Raw genomic sequence first — 21,560 nt, 5'->3', positions numbered from 1 at the left:
GCAGCTGACATGCTGAGTGGACAAAGTGCAATCGCAGCAGAGGGGCAGGCGCCGGCCAGCCTGGTCGAGCATCTGAGGGGGCTGGCGCAACAGCGGCCCGATGACATCTGGCTCACCGTGGCCGCCATGCAGGACGGCCACCTGGTCGAGCGCCACCACAGCTATGGCGACTTCGAGCGCCGCGTGCGAGCGCTGGCCGCCCATTTGCAGCACCGTTGTCCTGCGGGCGCGCGTGCCTTGGTGATGATGGACAACGACGAGCACTATGCCGCCAGCATGCTCGCCTGCTTCTACGCCGGCGTCATTGCCGTGCCGGTACCGCCGCTGGAATCACTGCGCGCACAGCATCTGGAACGGCTTTTGGGCATCGTCGGCGACGCTGGCGCCGCCTGCGTGATCAGCACGGCCGAAGTCATTGAAGCCCTGCCCGGGGCCGATGCGCGCTTTGCCGGCATCGCCGCCATGGCCGCCGATCGCATAGACCCCGCTGATGCCCCCGCATGGGTCCCCCATGCACCCACCGGCGCTGACATCGCCTTCCTGCAATACACCTCGGGCTCGACCTCGGCGCCCAAGGGCGTGATGGTCAGCCACGGCAACCTGATCGCCAACGAGGCTGCCATACAGCAGCGCATGGAAATAGGCGCGGGTGATCGCTTTGTCTCATGGGCGCCGCTCTACCACGACATGGGCTTGATCGGCGGCCTGCTGCAGCCCCTGTACCGCGGGCTGCCGCTGGTGCTGACTTCGCCGCGCCTCTTTCTTGAAAGCCCGGTGCGCTGGCTGGAGCTGATCTCGCGCCACCGCGCCACCATCAGCGGCGGCCCCGACTTCGCCTACCGGATGTGCCTGGAGCGCATCAAGCCATCGCAGCTGGCGCAACTGGACCTGTCGAGCTGGCGACTGGCCTATACGGGCGCCGAGCCCGTGCGCGCAGACACGGTCTCGGCCTTTGCGCAGCGCTTTTCCCCCTGCGGCCTGCGGCCCGACGCGGCCTATGCCTGCTACGGCTTGGCCGAAGCCACCCTGTTCATAACGGGCGGCGCACGGGGCGCGGGCGCTGCCGTCACGGCCTTCGATACCGACGCCCTGGGCCTGGGCAAGGCGGAGCCTGCCAGCAACGCTGCTGAGGGTCCCGAGTCTTCCCAGACCTTGCTCGTGGGCTGCGGCCCTGCCGTTCCCGGCCATGCCGTGGAAATTGTCGACCCCGACAGCCTGAAGGTTCTGGAATCCGGCCGCGTGGGTGAAATCTGGGCGCGCGGCCCCAGCATCAGCCAGGGCTACTGGGGCAAGCCGCAGGAGACGCAACAGGCCTTTGTCGAACATGCCGGCCAGCGCTGGCTGCGCACGGGCGACCTGGGCTTTGTGCACGGCGGCCAGGTCCATGTGGCAGGTCGCATCAAGGACCTGATCATCGTGCGCGGCCACAACCTCTATCCGCAGGACATAGAGCGTGTGGTCGAGGCCGAGGTGGAAGCCGTGCGCAAGGGACGCGTGGCGGCCTTTTCGGTGGATGGACCTGCGGGTGAGGGCATAGGTGTGGCGGCCGAGATTTCACGCGGCTTGCAAAAACTGGTGCCACGCCAGGCCCTGGTCGATGCACTGGCCGTAGCCGTGGCCACGGCCTTTGGCGAGGCGCCGGCCGTCGTGGTCCTGCTCGAACCCGGCGCCCTGCCCAGAACATCAAGCGGCAAGCTCCAACGCCAGGCCTGCAAGAAGGGCTGGGCGCAGCGCAGCTTGGACGTCTATGCGGTCTGGGAGCACGGGGCCTTCGTGGAGGCAGTGAATTCCGCGACCAATGCGAATGGCGATGCGGACGCGTCCGGAACGGCCTCCATCGCGCCGCGCGACGAAACCGAGACTGCTCTGGCAGCGATCTGGTGCGAGACCCTGCGCTGCGCCGAGCTGCCTGAGGGTGATCCCCATTTCTTCCTGCTGGGCGGCAACTCCCTTTCGGCCGCGCAACTGGCCGCATGCGTATCGGCGCATTGGGGTGTGGACTTCGCGCCCGGCCTGCTCTTTGACCGGCCCCGCTTCTCCGAATGCGCGGCTGCATTGCGTGAGTTGCATCAGGCGACTGCCCACGCCAATCGCACCACGTCAGGCCCACGCCCAGGCCCCGTGGCGCGCGACCGCGGCGAGGCGCAGCCCCTCTCCCATGCCCAGCAGCGGCAGTGGTTTCTCTGGCATCTGGATCCTGCGGGCACGGCTTACCACGTGGCGGTGGAACTGCGGTTGGGCGGCCTGCTGCATGCGCAACGGCTGCACGCGGCCCTGGAGCGCCTGGTGGCGCGTCATGACGCGTTGCGCACCGTGTTCCGGCCTGCGGCCGATGGCTCTGCCGAACAGCATGTGCTTGACGCGGGCGGCCTGGAATTCAACCTGCTGGACCTGGGCGCCGATCCACAGCGCGCTGGCGACGAGGCGCTCCGCCTGCGTGCCAGGCCCTTCGACCTGGGCCTTGGCCCGCTGTTGCGCGCGCTGCTGATGCGGCTTGGGCCGCATGACCACCGCCTCGTGCTAGTCATGCACCACATCGTGTCCGACGGCGTGTCCATGCAGAACCTGCTGGACGAACTCGCGCAGCAGTATCTCCATCTGCGAGATCCTGCGGCCGCCGCCGAGCCTGCGGCCCCTGCATTGCAGTACGCCGACTACGCGGCCTGGCATGCGGCCTGGCTGGATGGCGGGGTGCGAGAGCGGCAACTGGCCTACTGGCGCCGGCAACTGGGCAGCGATCATCCTGTGCTGGCCCTGCCCAGCGACCGGCCGCGCGCCGCAGTGGCCAGCTACTCGGCCGCCCAGCATGGCTTTGCGCTGCGTGCACCGCTGGTGGATGCGCTGCGCATGCGCGCCGCCGAGTCTGGCGCCAGCCTGTTCATGGTGCTGCTTGCAGGGTTCCAGGCTGTGCTGCACCGCTACACGGGCCAGCCGGTGCTGCGGTTGGGCGTGCCCGTGGCGGGCCGCCAGCATGCGGGCACACAGGGCTTGATCGGCTTTTTCGTCAACACCTTGGTGCTGCAAGCCGAGATCGACGGCCGTACCCCGCTGGCCCAGGTGCTCGCCGCAGCCCGGCGCGCCACGCTGGAGGCTCAGGCCCACCAGGACCTGCCTTTCGATCAACTGGTGGAAGACCTGCAGCCTCAGCGCAGTCTGTCGCACCCGCCGCTGTTCCAGCTGCTGTTCAACCATGTGCATGAGGATCTGCGCGGCTTCGAGCGCATGACGGGCTGCGCGACTGAGGCGGTCGCAGTGCCTGGAGGCGCCGCGCAGTTCGAGCTCTCTCTGGAAGTCCGCGAGCGCGCGGGCGGTGCCGTGCGAATCTGTATGGACTATGCGGCCGAGCTGTTTCTTCCCGCCACCATGGAGCGCCTGGGCCAGCACTATGTGCGCATGCTGGAGGCCTTGGCCTCTGGCCCGGAGGTTGCCGTGGGCGAGGTGGATTTGCTATCGGATGCAGAACGTGCCCAGCTCGTTTCCTGGCAGACGGGACAGGGCGGCCATGCCGTGCCCGAGCTGGTACACGCTCAGTTCGAGCAGCAGGTGCGCCGCGACCCACAGGCAACGGCCCTGGTCTTCGGGGACGGCGCCTGGAGCTATGGCGAACTCAATGCGCGCGCCAACCGATTGGCGCACCACCTGATTGCGCTCGGCGTGCGCCCCGAAGTCCAGGTCGGCATCGCAATGGAGCGTTCGCTGGAGATGGTCGTCGGCCTGCTGGCCATCATGAAGGCCGGTGGTGCCTATGTGCCCATGGACCCTGAGCACCCGGCCGAGCGCCTGCGCTATATGGCCGAGGACAGCGGTATCGGCGTGCTGTTGATCCAGTCGGGCCTGATGGTTCGGCTGCCGCGTGAACTGCAGCCGCTGTGCCTGGCCGTGGATGCTGTCGACCTGTCCACTCAGCCAGCCCATGACCCTGCGGTCGCCATGCAGGGCGAGAACCTGGTCTATGTCATCTACACCTCGGGCTCCACGGGGCGGCCCAAGGGCGCGGGGAACCGCCACCGTGCGCTGTGCAACCGCCTGGCCTGGGACCAGCGACACCACCCGCTGGATGCGCAGGACACCGTACTGCAGAAGACGCCGTTCAGCTTCGACATCTCGTTCTGGGAGTTCTTCTGGCCGTTGTCCACGGGCGCTCGCCTAGCGCTGGCAGGGCCTGGGGAGCACCGCGATCCTGCGCGCATTGCGGCCCTGGTCGAATGCCACGCCGTCAGCTGCATTCACTTCGTGCCTTCCATGCTGCAGGCCTTTCTGTCCAGCGGCCATGCCCAGGCCTGCTCGGGGCTGCGGCACATCGTCTGCAGCGGAGAGGCGCTGTCGGCCGAACTGCGTGACCGTGCGCTGGCCATGCTGCCCGGCGCCCGCCTGCTCAACCTCTACGGGCCCACTGAAGCCGCCATCGAAGTCACCTACCACGATTGCAGCAAGCCCGGCCCTCAGGCAGTGCCCATCGGGCGGCCGCTGGACCATGTGCAGGTGCACGTTGTCGACGCCGGCTTCCACGCCGTGCCGCGTGGCGTGGCCGGCGAGTTGCTGCTGGGCGGTCTGGCGCTGGCACGGGGCTACTGGGGCCGGCCCGCGCTCACGGCCGAGCGCTTCGTGGCCAGCCCCTCGGCCGAGGCCGGCGAGCGTGCCTACCGCACGGGCGACCTGGTGCGCTGGAACGAGCAGGGCGAGATCGAGTACCTGGGCCGCCTGGACCACCAGGTCAAGATCCGCGGCTTCCGTGTCGAGCTGGGCGAGATCGAGGCCGCCCTGCTGGCCGTCGAAGGTCTGCGCGAGGCGGTGGTGGTCGCGGCGCCGACCGAAGGTGGCAGTCGGCTTGTGGCTTATCTGACCGGCGAGGGCGCTGCGCTGCAGGACCCGGGCACGCTCAAGGCGCAGCTGGTACGCAGCCTGCCCGACTACATGGTGCCGGCCCTCTTCGTGCGTCTGGACACGTTGCCGCTCAACAGCAACGGCAAGGTGGACCGCAAGGCGCTACCGGTGCCCACGTTTGCACATGGCGACGGCACGCGGCCGTTCGAGGCGCCCGAAGGTGGCGTGGCCAAAACCATTGCAGCCATCTGGCGCGAGCTGTTGCAACTCGAACGCGTAGGCGCCAACGAAAGCTTCTTCGACCTGGGCGGGCATTCGCTGCTGCTGATCCGCGCGCACCGGCTGATCGAGGATGCGTTGGGTAGCGGTCTCTCGGTGATCGACATGTTCCAGTACCCAACCGTGGCCACGCTGGCGCGTCGCATCGAAGCGCAACGTGGCGCCGGTGTCGGATCTGTGTCTGGCGCTGCGCAGGACCTGCAGGCCGACGAACGCGCCCAGCGCCGTCGCGCGGCGTTGCTGGGCCGCCGCGGCCTGACCGAGGAGGTGAATTGATGCGTGCTCAGGATGCGGGCTACAGTGGCGTGGAAGTCGCCATCATCGGCATGGGCGGGCGGTTTCCGGGTGCGGACGGTGTGGACGCGCTCTGGCGCAATATCCGCGAAGGCCGCGAATCCGTGACCGTTTTCAGCGATGAAGCGTTGCGGGCCCATGGCGCGGACCAGGCCTTGCTGGACGACCCGGCCTGCGTGAAGGCCGGTGTGGTTTTCGAGGGCATGGACTGGTTCGATGCCGGCTTCTTTGGCTACACGCCGCGCGAGGCTGGCCAGATCGATCCCCAGCAGCGAATCTTCCTCGAAAGCGCCTGGCAAGCACTGGAGAACGCGGGCTACGACGCCGAGCGGCTGGATGTGGCGGCCGGCGTGTTCGCGGGTGCGGGCGCCAATCTCTACCTCATGCGACATCTGCTTGGGCGTGCACAGTGGAGCGGCGGCATTGCCGAACTGATCGCCTTGCTCAACGGCAATGCGGCCGATGCGCTGTGCACGCGCGTGGCCTACAAGCTCAACCTGCGCGGCCCGGCAGTGACGGTGCAGACGGCCTGCTCCACCTCGCTGGTGGCCGTGCACATGGCCTGCCAGTCGCTGCTGGGCTTCGAGTGCGACATGGCCCTGGCCGGCGGTGTCTGGCTCAACTTGCTGCAAGGCGCGGGCTACCTGCACCAAGCGGGCGCCATCCTTTCCTCGGACGGCCATTGCCGTGCCTTCGACGTGCGCGCCGATGGCACCATGCTGGGCAGCGGTGCGGGCGTGGTCGTGCTCAAGCGGCTGGACGACGCGCTGCGCGACGAAGATACCGTCCATGCCGTGATCCGTGGCAGTGCCGTGAACAACGACGGCGCACGCAAGATCGGCTACAACGCGCCCAGCGTGGACGGTCAGGCCGAGGCCATACGCGCAGCCCAGGCCATGGCTGGGGTCGATGCGGCTTCCGTGGGCTACATCGAGGCCCATGGCACGGGCACGACGCTGGGCGATCCCATCGAGATCGCAGCCCTGACCCAAGCCTTTGGTAAGACAGGGCGCGCGCCTGGCTACTGTGCCCTGGGGTCGGTCAAGACCAATGTCGGTCATCTGGACGCAGCGGCCGGCGTGACCGGCCTGATCAAGGCCGTGATGGCGCTGCGCCACCGCACGCTGCCACCCAGTCTGAACTTCGCTACACCCAATCCGCGCGTGGACTTCGCCACCAGCCCTTTCCGCGTCCAGACCGAGGCGCAGGATTGGCCTGCCGGCCCGTTTCCCCGGCGTGCAGGCGTGAGCTCCTTCGGCATGGGCGGTACCAATGCGCATGTGGTGCTGGAGGAGGTCCCCGCAACGCTGCAAGCCTCTCCACCTGGGGCAATCGAACAGGCCCCTCAATTGCTGCTGCTATCGGCCCGAACACCCCAGGCGTTGCAGGCTTCGGTCAGCCAACTGGCCCGGCATCTGGAGCAGCACCCGGGGTTGGCCCTGGCCGATGTGGCGCACACGCTGCGTGTGGGCCGCAAGCGCCATGCGCATCGACTGGCCGTGCTGGCTCAGGACGTGCCCCAGGCCATCGAGGTACTGGGCCGTCCGGCGGCCCCGGTGCATTTCAAGGGCAGCGTGCTTTCGCCGCAGCCCGGCGTGGCTTTTCTGTTCCCGGGCCAGGGTGCACAGCATGCGGGCATGGCGCGCTGCCTGCACACGCAGGAGCCCGTGTTCCGCGACATCGTGGACCGCTGCTGTGACACGGTGAGGGGACAGACCGGCATGGACCTGCGGCCCTGGCTGCTGGCGCATGCGTCCGACGAGCAGGCAGCGCGGGCGCTGGCCCGGACCGAAGCCACGCAGCCCGCGCTGTTCATCGTCGAATACGCCATGGCGCGGTTGTGGATGTCCTGGGGCCTGCAGCCCGAGGCCATGCTGGGTCACAGCATTGGCGAATACGTGGCGGCCTGCATTGCGGGGGTTTTCACGCTCGGCGATGCGCTGGATCTGGTCGTTGCGCGCGGCCGCATCCTGCAGTCCACGTCGCCTGGCGCCATGCTGGCGGTCGGCCTGCCCGAGTCTGCCTTGCAGGACTGGCTGGGTCGAGGCTGCGATCTCGCCGCCGTCAATGCGGCCGATCTGTGCGTGCTCTCGGGTCGGCCCGAAGCCGTTGCGGCAGCCGAGCAGGCACTGGCAGGCACAGGCGTGCTGCTGCGCAGGTTGCAGGTGTCACACGCCTTCCATTCTTCGCTGCTCGATCCCGCTCTTGACGCCTTCGCTCAGAAGCTGGCCCGGGTTGCGTTCAGCCGGCCCGCCATTCCCTTCGTCTCCAATCTCAGCGGCCGCTGGATCGGTGACGAAGAGGCCCAGGACCCGCGCTATTGGTTGCGACACCTGCGTGGCACGGTGCGCTTCGCCCAGGGGCTGGACACGCTGCTGGAAAAAAGCGACCGCATCCTGCTGGAAGTCGGCCCCGGCCAAAGTCTCACCAGCCTGGCCCGGCGCCATCCCCAGGCCGGCGCGCGTCCCGTGCTGGCCTCGCAGGCCGGAGTCAATCGCGAGGAGCTCCAGTCCGACCAGCCAGCGCGCTGCTTGGCCCAGCTCTGGACAGCGGGCCTGGAAGCGGCCCAGGCGCCACTCCTGCGCAGCGCGCAGGGTGCGCGTCGGGTGCCTTTGCCTGGCTATCCGTTCGAGCGTGAATCGCACTGGGTTGCCGCTGCAGGACGAGGCCAGGAGACAACGGCGTCTCCGATGTCTTCCATGACGGAGGCCCGCCGCGATCCCCTCGACTGGCTGTATGCCCCGGTCTGGCAACGCGCCTTGCCTAACTCCCAAGCCGCGGTCGCACAGGCTGGCGGCTGCTTGCTGCTGCTGGCCGAGTCCGGATCGGCGCTGGCTGAGTCTTTGGCGCAAGTCTGGTCCGTCACCCAGTCCGCCCCGCTGGTGCGCATCGAGCCCGGCCTGCGCCACGAGCGTCTGGGCGCTGGGCACCATGGGCTGCGCATGGCCGAGCGTGGCGACTGGATGAGCGCACTGGAGCAGATTGCGGCCGAGGTCGGCCCCGTGGCACGCATCTGCCACCTTTGGAGTCTGGGCGCGTTAGATGACGCACAGGCTGCCGAGCGCTGCCTGCTGGCCCCACTGGCCCTGGCCCAGGCGTTGGACTCCCTTCCTGCGGCGCATGCAGCCGATGGGCTGCAGATGCTGCTGGTCACGGACGGGTTGGAGGACGTGACAGGCACCGAGGCCTTGCAGCCTGCCAAAGCCCTGCTTCATGGCCCCTGCCTCGTGATTCCGCAGGAACTGCCGGGCATGGCCTGTCGCATCGTGGATGTGTTGCCTGCGCAGGAGTGTGCGGCTGGTGAAGCCACTGCGCTGGCGCATCGCATCCTCGCGGAGTTCAGCGAGCCCGCACAGGCCTGCGTGGCCTTGCGCGGCCCACACCGCTGGGCCAAGCGCTACGAGCGAATCGCGATGCAGACCTCCTCCACGCCCGCGCCGCGCCTGCGCCGTGGCGGCTGCTATGTGATCACTGGTGGCCTGGGCGGCATGGGGCTTGCGTTGGCCCGGCACCTGGCGGAGCACTGGCAGGCCAGGCTGGTGTTGCTGGGCCGCTCGCCGCTGCCTGCGCGTAGCCAGTGGCAGGCGCTGGTGCAGGATGCGCAGACGGCACCCGCGCTGCGCGCCCGGCTGCAGCAATTGCTGGACATCGAAGGCCTGAGCGCGGAGCTTTGCCTGGTGGAAGCCGATGTAGCCGAAGAATCCCAATTGCGCGCCGCGTTCGCTCAGGTGCGGTGCGCGTTCGGCGAAATCCATGGCGTCATTCACGCGGCCGGTCTGGCTGGCGAAGGCATTCTTGCAGACAAGCTGGCACCCGCCGTGATGCAGGTGCTCGCACCCAAGCTCCAGGGAACGCGGGCCTTGCTGGCGGCCCTGGACGGGCAGCCGCTGGACTTCATGCTGCTGTGCTCTTCGCTGGCCGCCGTGGCGGGTGGCCTGGGCCGCATCGACTACGCGGCTGCGAATGCCTGTTTGGATGCCCTGGCCGTCGCGCATGGCCGCGGGGCCCGCTGGCCGCTGATTTCTGTGGGCTGGGACGGGTGGCGCGGTGTGGGCATGGCTGCGGAGACGTCCATGCCCGAGGGCGTAGGCATCGGGCCGCAGCAGGGCGTGCGCCTGTTCGAGCACATCCTGGCCAGCCCGGTGCGGTCCCATGTCTGCGTATCCACCACAGACCTCGAAGCGCGCCGCCATGCCGACCTCGCCGCGTTGCTGGCTCAGGCACTGCCTGTGGCCTTGGCAGTGGCGGCCGAGTCGCCATGCGTCCAGGCGCGGCCCGGTGGTTTGGCCGGCTTCGTAGCACCTGAGGGCGAACTGGAGACCGGGCTGGCCGCGCTCTGGAGCGGGTTCCTTGGCGTGGCTCCTGTGGGCGCCGAGGACAACCTGTTCGAGCTCGGCGGCGACTCCCTCATGGCCATCCAACTGCTGGCGCGCGTGCGCCAGGCCTATGGCGTCGAAATCCATCCTGCGGCCTTGCTGCGCACGCCCACGGTGCGGCGGCTGGCCGAATTCGTTGAAACCCGGTTGATCGAGGAAATCCAGTTTCTGGACGCCGAAGCCGAGCCCAGTCCGACAACCGCCTCGCCGCTCTATTCGTAAGATTGCCATGACAGCACCGCAAGATATACAGTCCCTGCGCGCCCGGCTCAGCCCCGAGCAGCGCGCCCAACTCGATGCCCGCCTGCGCGGCGGTGGTCGCGCAACGCCACGTGGGGGTCAGGACATTCCGCGCCGGGACCCGGCCACCCCCGCGCTGCTTTCCCATGCGCAACGCAGCCTTTGGTTGACCTGGCAGCTTGCGCCCGAGAGCCCGGCCTACAACCTGGCAGGCAGTCTGGAAATGGACGGCCCCCTCGACGCGTCGGCGCTGAGCGCAGCGCTGGGTGACCTGGTGGCGCGGCACGACATCCTGCGCACGCTGATCACGATCGGTGGCGACGGTCAGGCGCTGCAGGTCGTGCAGCCGCAGGCGAGTGTGCCGCTGCAACTGCCAGTGGTCGATCTGCGGGAGCAGGCCAGGATCGAGGACGCGTTGGCCGACTTCGCGCAGACGCCCTTTGCCCTTGACCGGGAGGTACCGTTGCGCGCCTGCCTGTACCGCCTGGGCGAACAGCACCATGTGCTGGCGCTGTCCATGCACCATATTGCGGCGGATGGGTGGTCGTTGCGCATTCTCGTGGACGAGCTTTTGCAGTGCTACGCCGCCAGGCTCGGCGCCCGTCCGCATGCGCTGGCGCCGCTGCCCATACAGTTCACCGACTACGCGGCCTGGGAACGCCAGCGCCTGGACGGCGGTGAGCGCGAACGACAACTGCGCTACTGGCGCGATCGCCTGGGCAGCGTGCATGAGCCGCTGGAACTGCCCCTGAGCCATGTACGCGGCGCGGTAACGGATGCGGCCGAGGGCCGCCACCGTTTCGTCTGGCCCATTGAATTGTCCGATGCGGTGCGTGCCATGGCGCGAGCGCGTGGTGCCTCGCTGTTCATGGTGATGACGGCATTGCTCGACCTGTTGCTGTACCGCCTGAGCGGCCAGCGCCGCATCCGCGTGGGGACGCCCATCGCCAACCGGGGAAAGGCCGAGACCCATGGGCTGATCGGTTATCTGCTCAACCTCCAGGTGCTGCAGGTCGATGTCGCGCCACAGATGGGCTTTGGCGAGCTGCTGGAGCAGGTGCGGCATGCTGTGCTCGACGCGCAGCAGCATTCCGACCTGCCGTTTGACATGTTGGTCGAGGCGCTCGTGCCGGAGCGCCAGCCGGGCGTGCATCCGTTATTCCAGGTCAAGTGCACGCAACAGGACGCGATGGAGCGCGAGCGCAGCGTCGCCGGGTTGCGCGTGCGCATTCAGGCCATGACCGCAGGCCATGCGCACTTCGATCTGAGCCTGGATTTCACCGACCGGGCCGAAGGCATCGAAGGCGTTTTCATCTACGACACGGGCCTGTTCGATGCGCAGCGGGTCGCGGTCTTCGCGGAAGGCCTGACCCGTTGTGCGCAGCAGGTGGTGACGGCGCCCGACAGGGCATTGGCGGCCCTTGCGCTGACTGACCCGGCCGAGGGCCTGCAGATGGTTGCCGTGCCGCAGCCCGCAAGTCCGCAGGCCACGACGGTGCTTTCCCTATGGGATGCCGCCGTGGCCCGCCAGGGCCAGGGCATGGCGGTGCGTGCCGAATCGCGCACTGCATCGTTCGGGCAATTGGACAGGGCGGCAAACCAGCTTGCGGCACGACTGCGCGCGCAAGGTCTGGGGCCGGAAACCCGCGTCGGGGTGCTGGCACCGCGCTCGCCGGAAATGGTGCTGGGTATGCTGGCCGTACTCAAGGCCGGCTGCGTCCATGTGCCGCTGGACCCCGAGCTGCCGGCCGACCGGCTGGCCTATCAGCTGCGCGACAGCGGCGCCCGCCTGGTGCTGGCCATGCAGCCTCCTGCATGGCAACCGGGGATCCCGGTATGGCCGCTGGCGCTTTCTGAACCTGCAGACCTCGATACCGATGCGTTGGAGACCGCCACCCTTCACCGGGACCAGGCCGCTTACCTCATCTACACCTCGGGCTCCACGGGCCAGCCCAAGGGGGTCGTGATCACCCATGGCGCGCTGGCCAACTATGTGCAGGGTGTGCTGGCCCGGCTGGACCTGCCGGTCGATGCGTCCAGCATGGCCATGGTGTCGACGGTGGCTGCAGACCTGGGGCATACGGTGCTTTTCGGCGCGCTGTGCTCTGGGCGTCTGCTGCACCTCATGTCCCCTGAGCGCGCTTTCGATCCAGACGCCTTTGCGGACTACATGCACACGCACCAGGTCGATGTGCTCAAGATCGTGCCCAGCCATTTGCAGGCCCTGCTGAGCGCTGCCCGGCCTGAGCAGGTCCTGCCGCGCCATCGCCTGGTGCTGGGCGGTGAGGCCACGGGCTGGCCTTTGTATGCACAGATCGCCGCCCTGAGCCCCCTTACCAGAGTGCTCAACCACTATGGCCCGACGGAAACCACGGTCGGGGTGCTGACCCAGGAGGCCGATGCAGCCGTCCGTGAGGCAGGCACGGTGCCGCTGGGCCTGCCGCTGCGCAACAGCTGCGCCCATGTGCTGGACGAATGGCTGAGCCCCGTGCCGCAGGGCCTTGCCGGCGAGCTGTACCTGGGTGGGGCAGGTTTGGCACGTGGCTACGAAGGCAGGCCTGGCCAGACCTGTGAGCGCTTCGTGGCGGACCCCTGGTGCGCGGGCCAGCGCCTGTATCGCACCGGGGACCGCGTGCGGCAACTCAAGGATGGCAGCATCGAGTTCCTGGGCCGGAACGACGACCAGATCAAGCTGCACGGCTACCGCGTCGAGCTCAGTGAAGTGGCCCAGGCGTTGCGAAAGCTGCCCCGTGTCGCGAGTGCCGAAGCCATTGTGCGCGAGGCTGAAAACGGTCAGCAACGCTTGCTGGCCTATGCCGTTGCGCAGGAAGGGCAGGTGATCGATGTGGCCGCGTTGCGCGAGACCCTGTCGCGCACCCTGCCGCCCTACATGCTGCCAGCGGCCATCGTGGTGTTGCCGCGCCTCCCGTTGACCATGAATGGCAAGGTCGATCGCCATGCCCTGCCGGAGCCAGAGACGGCCGAGTGCGGCGGCCATGAGGCGCCGGTGGGGCCGACCGAGCAAACGCTGGCAGCGGTCTGGTCGGAGGTGCTGGGGCGCGAGCACGTCAGCCGCGGGGACAACTTCTTCGAGATCGGCGGAGACTCCATCCTGGCCCTCAAGGTGGTGGCCAAGGCGCGAAAGCACGGGCTCAAGCTGGTGCCCAAGCAATTGTTCGAGCAGGTCAGCCTGCAGCAATTGGCCGAGATGCTGCAGGCACCTCCAGTGGCAGGACAGTCCACGGTGGCCTGTCCGGTGCAGGACCATGACCAAGCGATCCCTGTGCTGGCCCCGGAACTGCGCAACAAGCCGCTCGTGCCGTCGCACGCCCAACTGCGCCAGTGGTTCCTCTGGCAACTGGACCCTCACAGCAGTGCCTACCATATCGCAGGCGCTCTGAAGCTGGCCGGTGAGCTGGACCTGGACGCCCTGCGCATGAGCTTCGATGAACTGGTGGCACGCCACGAATCACTGCGCACGGTGTTCAGCGCAGATGAGCAGGGTCAGGTGTGGCAGCAGGTCCAGGCGCCTGCCGAGTTGCCTGGGGCCGCGATGCCATTGATTGATTTCTCGGCCCTGCCCGAGGACCAGCGTGATGCTGCCGTGCAGCGGCAGGCACTCGACACCATCGCCACGCCTTTCAATCTGTCCCGTGGGCCGCTATTGCGGCTGGCGCTGATCCGCGCGGCACAGCACATGCATGTGCTGGTGGTGGTCATGCACCACATCGTCTCGGACGGCTGGTCCATGCAGATCATTGTCGAAGAGTTCGCGCAGCGTTACCGAGCGCGCCTTGCGGGGCAGCGCCTGACCCTGCCGGCGCTGCGCCTGCAATATGCGGACTACGCGGCATGGCACAAGGGATGGCTGGAAGCCGGCGAAGGGCCGCGGCAGTTGGCGTACTGGAGGGATAGGCTGGGCAACGAGCACCCTGTGATGCAATTGCCTGCCAGCAGGCCACGCCGAGCCGATGGCCGCTACCGGGCAGCTCAGCACGCCATCACGCTGTCCGCAGACCGGGTGCGAGGCCTGCAGCGCAGAGCACAGGCCCAGGGCATGAGCCTGTTTATGGTGCTGCTCGCAGGGTTTCAGGCGCTGCTTCACCGCTACGCGGGCTTGCAGGACATCCGTGTGGGCGTGCCCACCGCCAATCGGCACAGGGCGGAGAGCCAGGGCATCGTGGGCTTTTTCGTCAATACGCAGGTGATGCGGGGACAGCTGCATGGCCAGTTGACGCTGTCCGAATTGCTGGCGCAGGCCCGGGATGCCGTGGCGCAGGCCCAGGAACACCAGGACCTTCCCTTCGAACAGTTGGTGGAGGCGCTGCATCCGCAGCGCAGCCTGAGCGTCAGTCCCCTGTTTCAGGTGATGTTCAACCACCAGAGAAAAGGCCATCAGGTGCTGGAGCAGCTTCCCGGGCTGCGGTTCGAGGGCTACCTGGACATCGAAAGAGCGACCATCTTCGAGTTCATGCTGGACACGGTCGAGTGGGAGGATGGCCGCCTCAGCGCTCAGTTCAGCTATGCGCAGGAGCTGTTCGATGCGCCGATGGTCGAACGCCTGGCGTGCAGTTTTGACCAGATCTTGACGGCGTTGGTGGAAACGCCTGGAGCGCGGCTGTCCGAGATCGGCATCCTCGGTGCCACCGAAATTCGCAAGCTCGATGCGTGGAGCCGGGCAGGTGAGCACGGCGCCGGCCCTGCCTCTCTCGTGAAGATGATCGAGAACCAGGTAGAGCTGCAGCCGCAGGCGGTCGCCATCGAATGCGCGGGGCAAAACCTCAGCTACGGCGAGTTGAACTTTCGTGCCAACCGATTGGCCCATCTGTTGCTGGAAAGGGGCATCGGCCCTGAGCGTCGCGTGGCCGTGGCGCTGGAGCGCGGCGTCGATTCGGTGGTGGCTTTGCTGGCCATCCTCAAGGCGGGCGCCGCCTATGTGCCGCTGGACCTGGAGTACCCGGCCGACAGAATCGCCGTCATGCTCGAAGACAGCCGGGCCGATGCCTTCATCCACCACGCGGACGTGGGGGCTGCTCTGTCGGGTGTCTTCGACGGGTTGGTCGCCATCGACCTTCGCCGCGTGGCATGGGAGCATCTGTCGGGAAGCAATCCGACCGTTGCGCTGAATGCGGACGGTCTGCTGTACATCCTGTTCACATCCGGCTCCACCGGGCGGCCCAAGGGCATTGCGATGCGGCAAGGCGTGCTCTCGCAATTGGCCGCATGGCAGATCGACCGCATGCCGGGGGCCGCGCGCACGCTGATGTTCGCCTCGCCCTGCTTCGATGTGGGCTACCAGGAGGTCGTCGTGACCCTGTGCTCAGGCGCTACCCTGGTCCAAACGGACGCCGCCCAGAGAAGGGATTTTTCCTTGCTGTTGGCCTTGATGGACGAGCGGGTGGTGGAGCGCGTGTATCTGCCCTATGCCGTGCTCCAACTGTTGGCCGAAGCGGCGCTGCGCCTGGACAGAAACCTGCCAGCGCTTCGGCAGATCATCACGGCCGGCGAGCAACTGAAATTGACCGAGGAACTGAGGGCGTGGCTGCAGCGGATGCCCCGGTGCCGGCTGGTCAACCAATACGGCCCCACGGAAACCCACGTGGTCAGCAGCTTCGATGTGGATGCCGGCGATGGCCGGACGCTGCCTCCCATAGGATCGCCCGCCTCGACGGCCATCCTGCGCGTGCTGGATACCGCGCTGCAGCCGGTGCCGCCGGGCGTGGTCGGCGAGCTGTACCTAGTGTCCTGTCCCGTTAATTCGCAGGCACGATAGCTGCATGGTTTCGGGCCATCCTTGAGGTGCCGCCATGCCCAATGCAACGACCCGAACAGAAATTGCGCTTAGTGAAGTGGAGCGCGCGGAACTGACGTCCATGGCGCGATCACGTTCGCTGCCAGCGGCGTTGTCGCTCAGGGCGCGCATCGTGCTGACTTGCGAAGGCACAGATAAAGCCAGCACCGCGGTTGCGCAGGCTCTGGGGATCAGTCGTAGCACTGTCACCAAGTGGCGCGGGCGCTATGCGCGCCATCGCATTGCAGGGCTTTACGACGAGTTGCGCCCGGGTCGCCCCCGCACGGTAGATGACGAGCGTGTTGCTGAGTTGATTACCAAGACGTTGCACACCAAGCCTGCTGATGGGGGTACCCACTGGAGCACCCGCACGCTGGCCGCCGATACGGGCATCAGCAAGAGCACGGTGGCGCGCTATCTGCAGACCTTCAACCTCAAGCCGCACCGGGCCGACAGCTTCAAGCTGTCGACCGATCCGCTGTTCATCGAGAAGCTGCGCGACGTTGTGGGGCTGTACCTGAACCCACCTGACAACGCGCTGGTGCTGTGCGTGGACGAGAAGAGCCAATGCCAAGCTTTGGAGCGTACGCAGCCGATGCTGCCAATGGGGTTTGGCTATGTCGAAGGTGTCACGCACGACTACGTGCGCCACGGCACCACCACCTTGTTCGCGGCCCTGAACGTGATGAATGGCCAAGTGATCGCGCAGTGCCGGCCCCGGCATCGTCATCAAGAGTTCCTTGCCTTCCTGCGCGCCATCGACAAGGCAGTGCCCGACGAACTGGATGTGCACTGCATAGCTGATAACTACGCCAGCCACAAGCATCCAAAGGTGCGCGCTTGGTTGGCCGAGCGGCCTCGCTGGCACATGCACTTCGTTCCGACCTATTCAAGCTGGCTCAATCAGGTCGAGCGCTTCTTCTCGATCATCACCACGCGGGCAATCCGCCGTGGCTCGTTCACCAGCGTGAAGGATCTGATCAACAAGATCGACACATTCATCGCGAATTACAACCAGTCCTGCCAGCCGTTTACTTGGACAGCTACAGCAGACTCCATCCTCGAAAAACTCGCCAGACTATGCGGGCGAATTAACGGGACAGGACACTAGGTAGGCAGCGCTGCTGGCTTGCTCCACCTCCGTTACCAGCGCTTGCTCGGTGGCAGTACGCGCCACCGAACCGGGCAGTGGCTTGAACTTGCGCGAGGCTTGTTCTTCCAGCCGGGTGAGACGGTCGCTTTTGTCGGCCAGGACGCGGTCCTTCGCTTCCAGGGTGGCCTGGGCTTCTTCAACCTGCGTGACGAGGGCTTCTTTTTCTTTGGTGTGGCGAGCGATGATTTCCTCGGCCAGGTCCAGGAAGCCATCCTTGTCCCCCGCCTTGGCCACCTCGATCAGGGCTTGCTTCTGGTCTTCGGGCAGGCGGCGGTACTGGCGCAGTTCGCGGTAGCCGATGCCCATGCGGGACATGGATTCGAGGGCTTCTTCGCCGAAGGCGTTGAGGTTTGCGATGTCGAGATCTGCCTTCTCACGCGACAGACCAAGCAGTCCGCAAAATTCATCCCAGGTACCTGTTAACTGGTAACCGTTACCACTTTCGCGCCCCTTGAGCGCTTGATAAAGCCTTTTTTCCTTCACAAAGGCCAATTTGGAAGTGGTAACCGTTACCGAGAATTTGGCGAACGCATCCGCCATCTGCGCCTGCCCCAGCAACTGGTTCAACAGATCACGCTCCTGTCCATAGGCCGCCTGCACTGCTGCCATTTGGTCCGCTGCCTGGCTGACCTCGGTCAATGCTGCAGGGTGAACGTCAGGAACTTGGGTAGCTGCAGGCGCAGGCTTGCGACCGGGCTTTCCCTTGAGAAAACGGTCTTCGATTTGTGCGTCAGTGGGTTGAGGGCGCGTCATGGTTGTTGGTTTTCTTGAATGGATCGGTGAGGGTCAGGTGCGGCTGTAGCGCTGCACGATGTCGTCGAAGGCCCGGCGTGCCGTGTCCAGGGCCACGGCATGGCGCAGGGATATCTGGATGAGGTGTGGGCTGAGCCGCCAGCGGCCGCCCTGGGGCGTTTGCTCCCCCCAGCCGGCGGTGCGCAGGTTGTCCAGGTCGCGGGTGACGACGCTTGGGGATGCGTTGAGCGCCTTCGCAATCTCGGCGGGTGCCAGCCCCTGCAATTCATGACCCGCCAGCAAGTCGATGAGCTGCAGCAATCGCTGCTGGGCGGCATTGGTGTAGTCAGTGGTGCGGGACATCAGTACGTCCCGTCCCGGCTCACTGTGAAGCCAATGTAGATATGGTTCATGGTGGTGTTAGCCCAGGCATCGTGCGAACCCTGGGGCAGGTTGCATGGCGCATCCAAAGGCGCGAAGTCATCGCGCCAAGGCCAGTCTTCACGGCCCACCAGCACGCTGAGCGCGCGGGGGTGGCCTGTGATGGCATGGCCTGCCGGCTGCTTGACGATGTCGGACGGGCTGGTCATTGCTGCGCCTTGCCCTCGGCCAAGCCGTAGTCGTAGCCGGCGCGCCACGCGTCGTCTTGTGCGCTGCCAATCGGATAGGTGCTGGGCTCCGGCTCGGTGCCGTCGATCGCCTTCTCCAGGCCACGCAGAGCGCCGGTCTTCCACTCCGGGCTGCGTGGGCAGCGCCGGATTTTGGCGTTGTAGATGTGCTGAGCGGACTTCATGCCGATGCTCCAGCGCGATCGCGGCGCAGCTTGGGAGCGGCCGCCTTGGTGGGCCAGATCTTGTCCGCCGGCAGGCCGATAACCTGGACGATGCGGGTGGCGATCCGGGCGCTCTTGGCCTTGCCGTTGATGACGTGCGACACCATCGAACGCGACACCTTGAGCTCGTCAGCAAGCGCAGTAGGCGTCGTGCCCTTCATTCGGATGGCTGCTTTGATTTCTTCTGGGTGCATGGTCTGTTACCCTTCGACTCAACTTGTTTAGGTGCAGCAGGGATTTGCTGCGTTGAGTCGATTATGGGAAAGAAATCTTTCCCTTGCAACTAGTCAGTGGGAAATATTTCATGACCATCGGGGAGAGACTCCGTTCCGAGCGAGAACGTCTGGGGTTAAGTCAGCCCAGCTTTGCCGCAACTGTCGGTACGACCAAACAAACACTGTTTTCTTGGGAGACAGGAAAGACAGCGCCTGACGGTTTTCAACTCGCAGCGCTTGGAGCGATTGGCGTGGATGTGCTCTATGTCGTGAGCGGTGAGAGAAATCCCGCCGCGCCGGCATTGGATGTGGCGGAGCGTCTGCTTATCGATAACTACCGGCGTTGCAACAGGGACGCAAAGGCGCACCTTGTGCAGACCTCTGCACTCTTGGCTGCAGGTATCTCTGCGCCTGAGAAGCCAACCCGTCGCAAGCCGCCAGCTGAACCAGCTGCACCAGCGGCGGCCGCAAACATGAGCAACATGACGATGACCAACAACTCTCCGGGTAGCGTTCAGGTCGGTTACGCCGGAGGCAAGGTTTCAATCAAAAGCAAAGGGAGATAGACCTTGGGAGAGCTACCTAAGCAACTGTTGGCGTGGGTCGCTAAGCTGTTGCCAAAGATGAACAATGAGGGAGCCGGTGCAGTGCAGATCGCAAAGGTTGAAGGTGACGTTTCAACGAACCACTTCACCATCAATCTGATCACGCCGCATCAAGAGCCATCGGCCGACGCCCCACCCGCTCTTTAACTTCGCCGGAGCAACGGGAAGTTTTGCGCTTGATCCGCCAGTTGCACGACAACAAGGGGGTATTTCTTTTCATGGAGAAAACCTTTGGCACTCGCATGGTGATCGATCTGGCCCCCGCGCAGCTATTGCGCGTGCGGCGTTACGTCGAGACAATCCACCGCCGAACTCAAGGGAGGGAAAAGGCATGATCAAGCACGCCGTGCTGCTGATCGCAGCAGTTGCAATTACACCTGCCTGGGCCATTAACAAATGCACCAGCGCAGATGGGAAAACCGTGTTTCAGGACGCCCCTTGCGCGGGGAAAGGCGAAATCATCGACGTGAAACCAGCGAGTGGTAAGGCACCGTTGGCGCCAGCTCAGAGCCAGATCAATGCATTACAAAAAGAAGGCGCGTTCGGGGAGACATGGCGCCGCAAGACTGATCTGGAGCAGCATCTGATCCGCAATGCAAGGGCCGATTTGCAGTCACACTTCACCCGTTGTGAGCAACAGCAGCAAGCTCTTTCGCAGCGCAAAGCACTAGCCAACAACAATCTCGCTGGTGCAACCTTTGAGCAATCTATTTCGGCTGAAATGCAGGCAGCGGCGACAACCTGCGACACGAGGGCGAGAGACCTCCGCGCTAGCTTGGAAAGCCTTGAGAAGGAACTGCGCGAATTGACAGCATCGAAGTAGCCGGCAATCACTGCCACGACATAACCAGAATCTACAAGGGGGGAATTCAACAATGGAAGAACAAGTTTTTTTTGAGCACGGGGGTGTCAAGGTCACGAACGCCAGGTTCGTCGTGGACGCACAAACCTTCGCCATGAGCAACGTCACCTCGATCAATCCGGTGACAGAGCGACCGAGCCGCTTTGCACTCATCGCGTTCCTGATCATCGGAGTACTGATCGCTTTCGCATCCCCGGTTTTCGGCATCATCTTGGCCTTGATCTGCGCGATATTCTTGTACCTGCAAAAAACCAAGTATCACGTGATGCTGCGTACCGCTGGCGGCGAGACCAAGGCGCTGACCACTGATGAGCGAGAGTATTTCAATCAGGTGGTTGGCGCGGCTTTGTTGCACAAATCGCGATGCTGATGCCCGTAGACTGACTGCGTGACAGAGACGAAGAACAGGCAGCGGAGCAAGTACCGCACGACGAACTGGAAGGCGTACAACGCGGCGCTGAAAGCGCGAGGCTCGTTGACGATGTGGCTAGATGAGGGCATGCAGTGGTTTGGCACGCCGACCGGCAGGCGTGGACGCAGCCGAACCTTCTCGGACGCAGCAATCCAGTTCTGCCTGAGCATCAAGTGCCTGTTCGGCCAGCCCTTGCGACAGGCGCTGGGCATGGTGCAGAGCCTGCTGCGGCTGGCAAAGCTGGACTGGCCGGTACCTGACTTCAGCACTGTTTGCCGGCGCCAAAAGACCTTGCAGGTCGAACTGAGCTACCAGCGAACCAACTCGCCGCTGCAGTTGCTGGTGGACAGCACCGGCATCAAGTTCCTGGGCGAAGGAGAGTGGAAACGCAAGAAGCATGGTGCTGAATACCGGCGCGAATGGCGCAAGGTCCATCTGGGCATCGACGCGCAGACGCTGGAAATACGCGCCATCGAGGTGACCAGCAACGCCATTGGGGATGCGCCGATGTTGCCCGGGTTGCTGGCTCAGATTCCCACTGACGAATCCATCGAAAGCGTCAGTGCCGATGGCGCCTACGACACGCGCGCCTGCCTGGACGCCATTGCCGAGCGGCACGCGATGGCGGTGATCCCGCCCCGCAAGAACGCCAGCCATTGGAAGAAGTCGAGTCCGGGCTCGGCGCATCGTAATGAGGCCATTCGGGCGTGCCAGCGCCTGGGTCGCGGCATTTGGAAGAAGTGGAGCGGCTACCACCGGCGCAGCCTTGTGGAGACGAAGATGCACTGCTTCAAGCGACTGGGCGAACGGGTGATCGCGCGCACGTTCGACCGCCAGGTTGTGGAGCTGCATGTCCGCGTGGCCTTGCTCAATCGGTTCAGTCAGATCGGCCGTCCTCACACCGTGTCGGTGACTGCTGTGGCATAGGTCCGTCTGGGGTTGGGG

14 protein-coding genes are annotated in these 21,560 nt (G+C 65.6%); 9 read left to right on the top strand and 5 right to left on the bottom strand.

All coding sequences use genetic code 11. From position 1 onward, the window contains the following. Positions 1–9: 9 nt before the first annotated feature. Genes M5C96_RS19325 through M5C96_RS19310 form a run of 4 tightly spaced genes read left to right on the top strand, consistent with a single transcriptional unit; the run spans position 10 to position 16,915 of the window. Positions 10–5,379 (top strand): non-ribosomal peptide synthetase, encoded by a 5,370-nt coding sequence (locus M5C96_RS19325; protein ID WP_272564781.1) that lies wholly within the window; start codon positions 10–12, stop codon positions 5,377–5,379. Then, a complete protein-coding gene (locus M5C96_RS19320) occupies positions 5,379–9,995 on the top strand; it encodes a type I polyketide synthase (protein WP_272564780.1) in 4,617 nt (1,538 codons plus the stop codon). The genes M5C96_RS19325 and M5C96_RS19320 overlap by 1 nt, the downstream gene beginning before the upstream one ends. A 7-nt stretch (positions 9,996–10,002) precedes the next feature. Further along, a complete protein-coding gene (locus M5C96_RS19315; RefSeq protein WP_272564779.1) occupies positions 10,003–15,786 on the top strand; it encodes a non-ribosomal peptide synthetase in 5,784 nt (1,927 codons plus the stop codon). 34 nt (positions 15,787–15,820) lie between these two features. After that, positions 15,821–16,915 carry an IS630 family transposase gene (locus tag M5C96_RS19310; RefSeq protein ID WP_272563777.1) on the top strand — a complete coding sequence of 365 codons (1,095 nt, stop codon included), beginning with the start codon at positions 15,821–15,823 and terminating at the stop codon, positions 16,913–16,915. Here the strand turns inward: M5C96_RS19310 and M5C96_RS19305 are convergent. From M5C96_RS19305 to M5C96_RS19285, 5 genes are read right to left on the bottom strand one after another with little or no spacing between them, the layout of a single operon-like run. Beyond that, the gene (locus M5C96_RS19305; protein ID WP_272564778.1) at positions 16,883–17,710 is read right to left on the bottom strand and encodes a hypothetical protein; all 828 of its coding nucleotides are present in this window, start codon (positions 17,708–17,710) and stop codon (positions 16,883–16,885) included. The genes M5C96_RS19310 and M5C96_RS19305 overlap by 33 nt on opposite strands. Positions 17,711–17,743: 33 nt before the next feature. Continuing rightward, positions 17,744–18,052, bottom strand: a complete 309-nt coding sequence (locus M5C96_RS19300) for an IclR family transcriptional regulator (protein WP_272564777.1) — start codon at positions 18,050–18,052, stop codon at positions 17,744–17,746. Further along, positions 18,052–18,279, bottom strand: a complete 228-nt coding sequence (locus M5C96_RS19295; protein ID WP_272564776.1) for a hypothetical protein — start codon at positions 18,277–18,279, stop codon at positions 18,052–18,054. The genes M5C96_RS19300 and M5C96_RS19295 overlap by 1 nt, the downstream gene beginning before the upstream one ends. After that, complete coding sequence (locus M5C96_RS19290) at positions 18,276–18,482, bottom strand: hypothetical protein (protein WP_272564773.1); 207 nt, start codon at positions 18,480–18,482, stop codon at positions 18,276–18,278. Before M5C96_RS19290 ends, M5C96_RS19295 begins: the two co-directional genes overlap by 4 nt. Further along, entirely contained in the window at positions 18,479–18,715 is a 237-nt protein-coding gene (locus M5C96_RS19285; RefSeq protein ID WP_272564771.1) for a helix-turn-helix domain-containing protein, read from the bottom strand. The genes M5C96_RS19290 and M5C96_RS19285 overlap by 4 nt, the downstream gene beginning before the upstream one ends. 83 nt (positions 18,716–18,798) lie before the next feature. Here M5C96_RS19285 and M5C96_RS19280 point away from each other — a divergent pair, with 83 nt between their 5' ends. The 5 genes from M5C96_RS19280 to M5C96_RS19260 all read left to right on the top strand — a co-directional run bounded on the left by M5C96_RS19280 (position 18,799) and on the right by M5C96_RS19260 (position 21,542). Beyond that, complete coding sequence (locus M5C96_RS19280; protein WP_272564768.1) at positions 18,799–19,302, top strand: helix-turn-helix domain-containing protein; 504 nt, start codon at positions 18,799–18,801, stop codon at positions 19,300–19,302. A 215-nt stretch (positions 19,303–19,517) separates the two neighbouring features. Continuing rightward, positions 19,518–19,676: a hypothetical protein gene (locus M5C96_RS19275; protein ID WP_272564766.1), complete on the top strand. Its 159-nt coding sequence runs from the start codon at positions 19,518–19,520 to the stop codon at positions 19,674–19,676. Then, complete coding sequence (locus tag M5C96_RS19270; RefSeq protein ID WP_272564763.1) at positions 19,673–20,164, top strand: DUF4124 domain-containing protein; 492 nt, start codon at positions 19,673–19,675, stop codon at positions 20,162–20,164. The genes M5C96_RS19275 and M5C96_RS19270 overlap by 4 nt, the downstream gene beginning before the upstream one ends. 133 nt (positions 20,165–20,297) lie before the next feature. Then, complete coding sequence (locus M5C96_RS19265; protein ID WP_272564762.1) at positions 20,298–20,573, top strand: DUF6232 family protein; 276 nt, start codon at positions 20,298–20,300, stop codon at positions 20,571–20,573. Positions 20,574–20,591: 18 nt separating this feature from the next. Continuing rightward, on the top strand, positions 20,592–21,542 hold the full coding sequence (locus M5C96_RS19260) for an IS5 family transposase (RefSeq protein ID WP_272563652.1): 951 nt from the start codon (positions 20,592–20,594) through the stop codon (positions 21,540–21,542). Positions 21,543–21,560 lie beyond the last annotated feature (18 nt).

The sequence above is a fragment of the Acidovorax sp. GBBC 1281 genome (assembly GCF_028473645.1).
Taxonomy (GTDB): Bacteria; Pseudomonadota; Gammaproteobacteria; order Burkholderiales; family Burkholderiaceae_C; genus Paracidovorax.
Note: the sequence above shows the minus strand (reverse complement) of the source record. Positions and strands in the feature narration are given on the sequence as shown.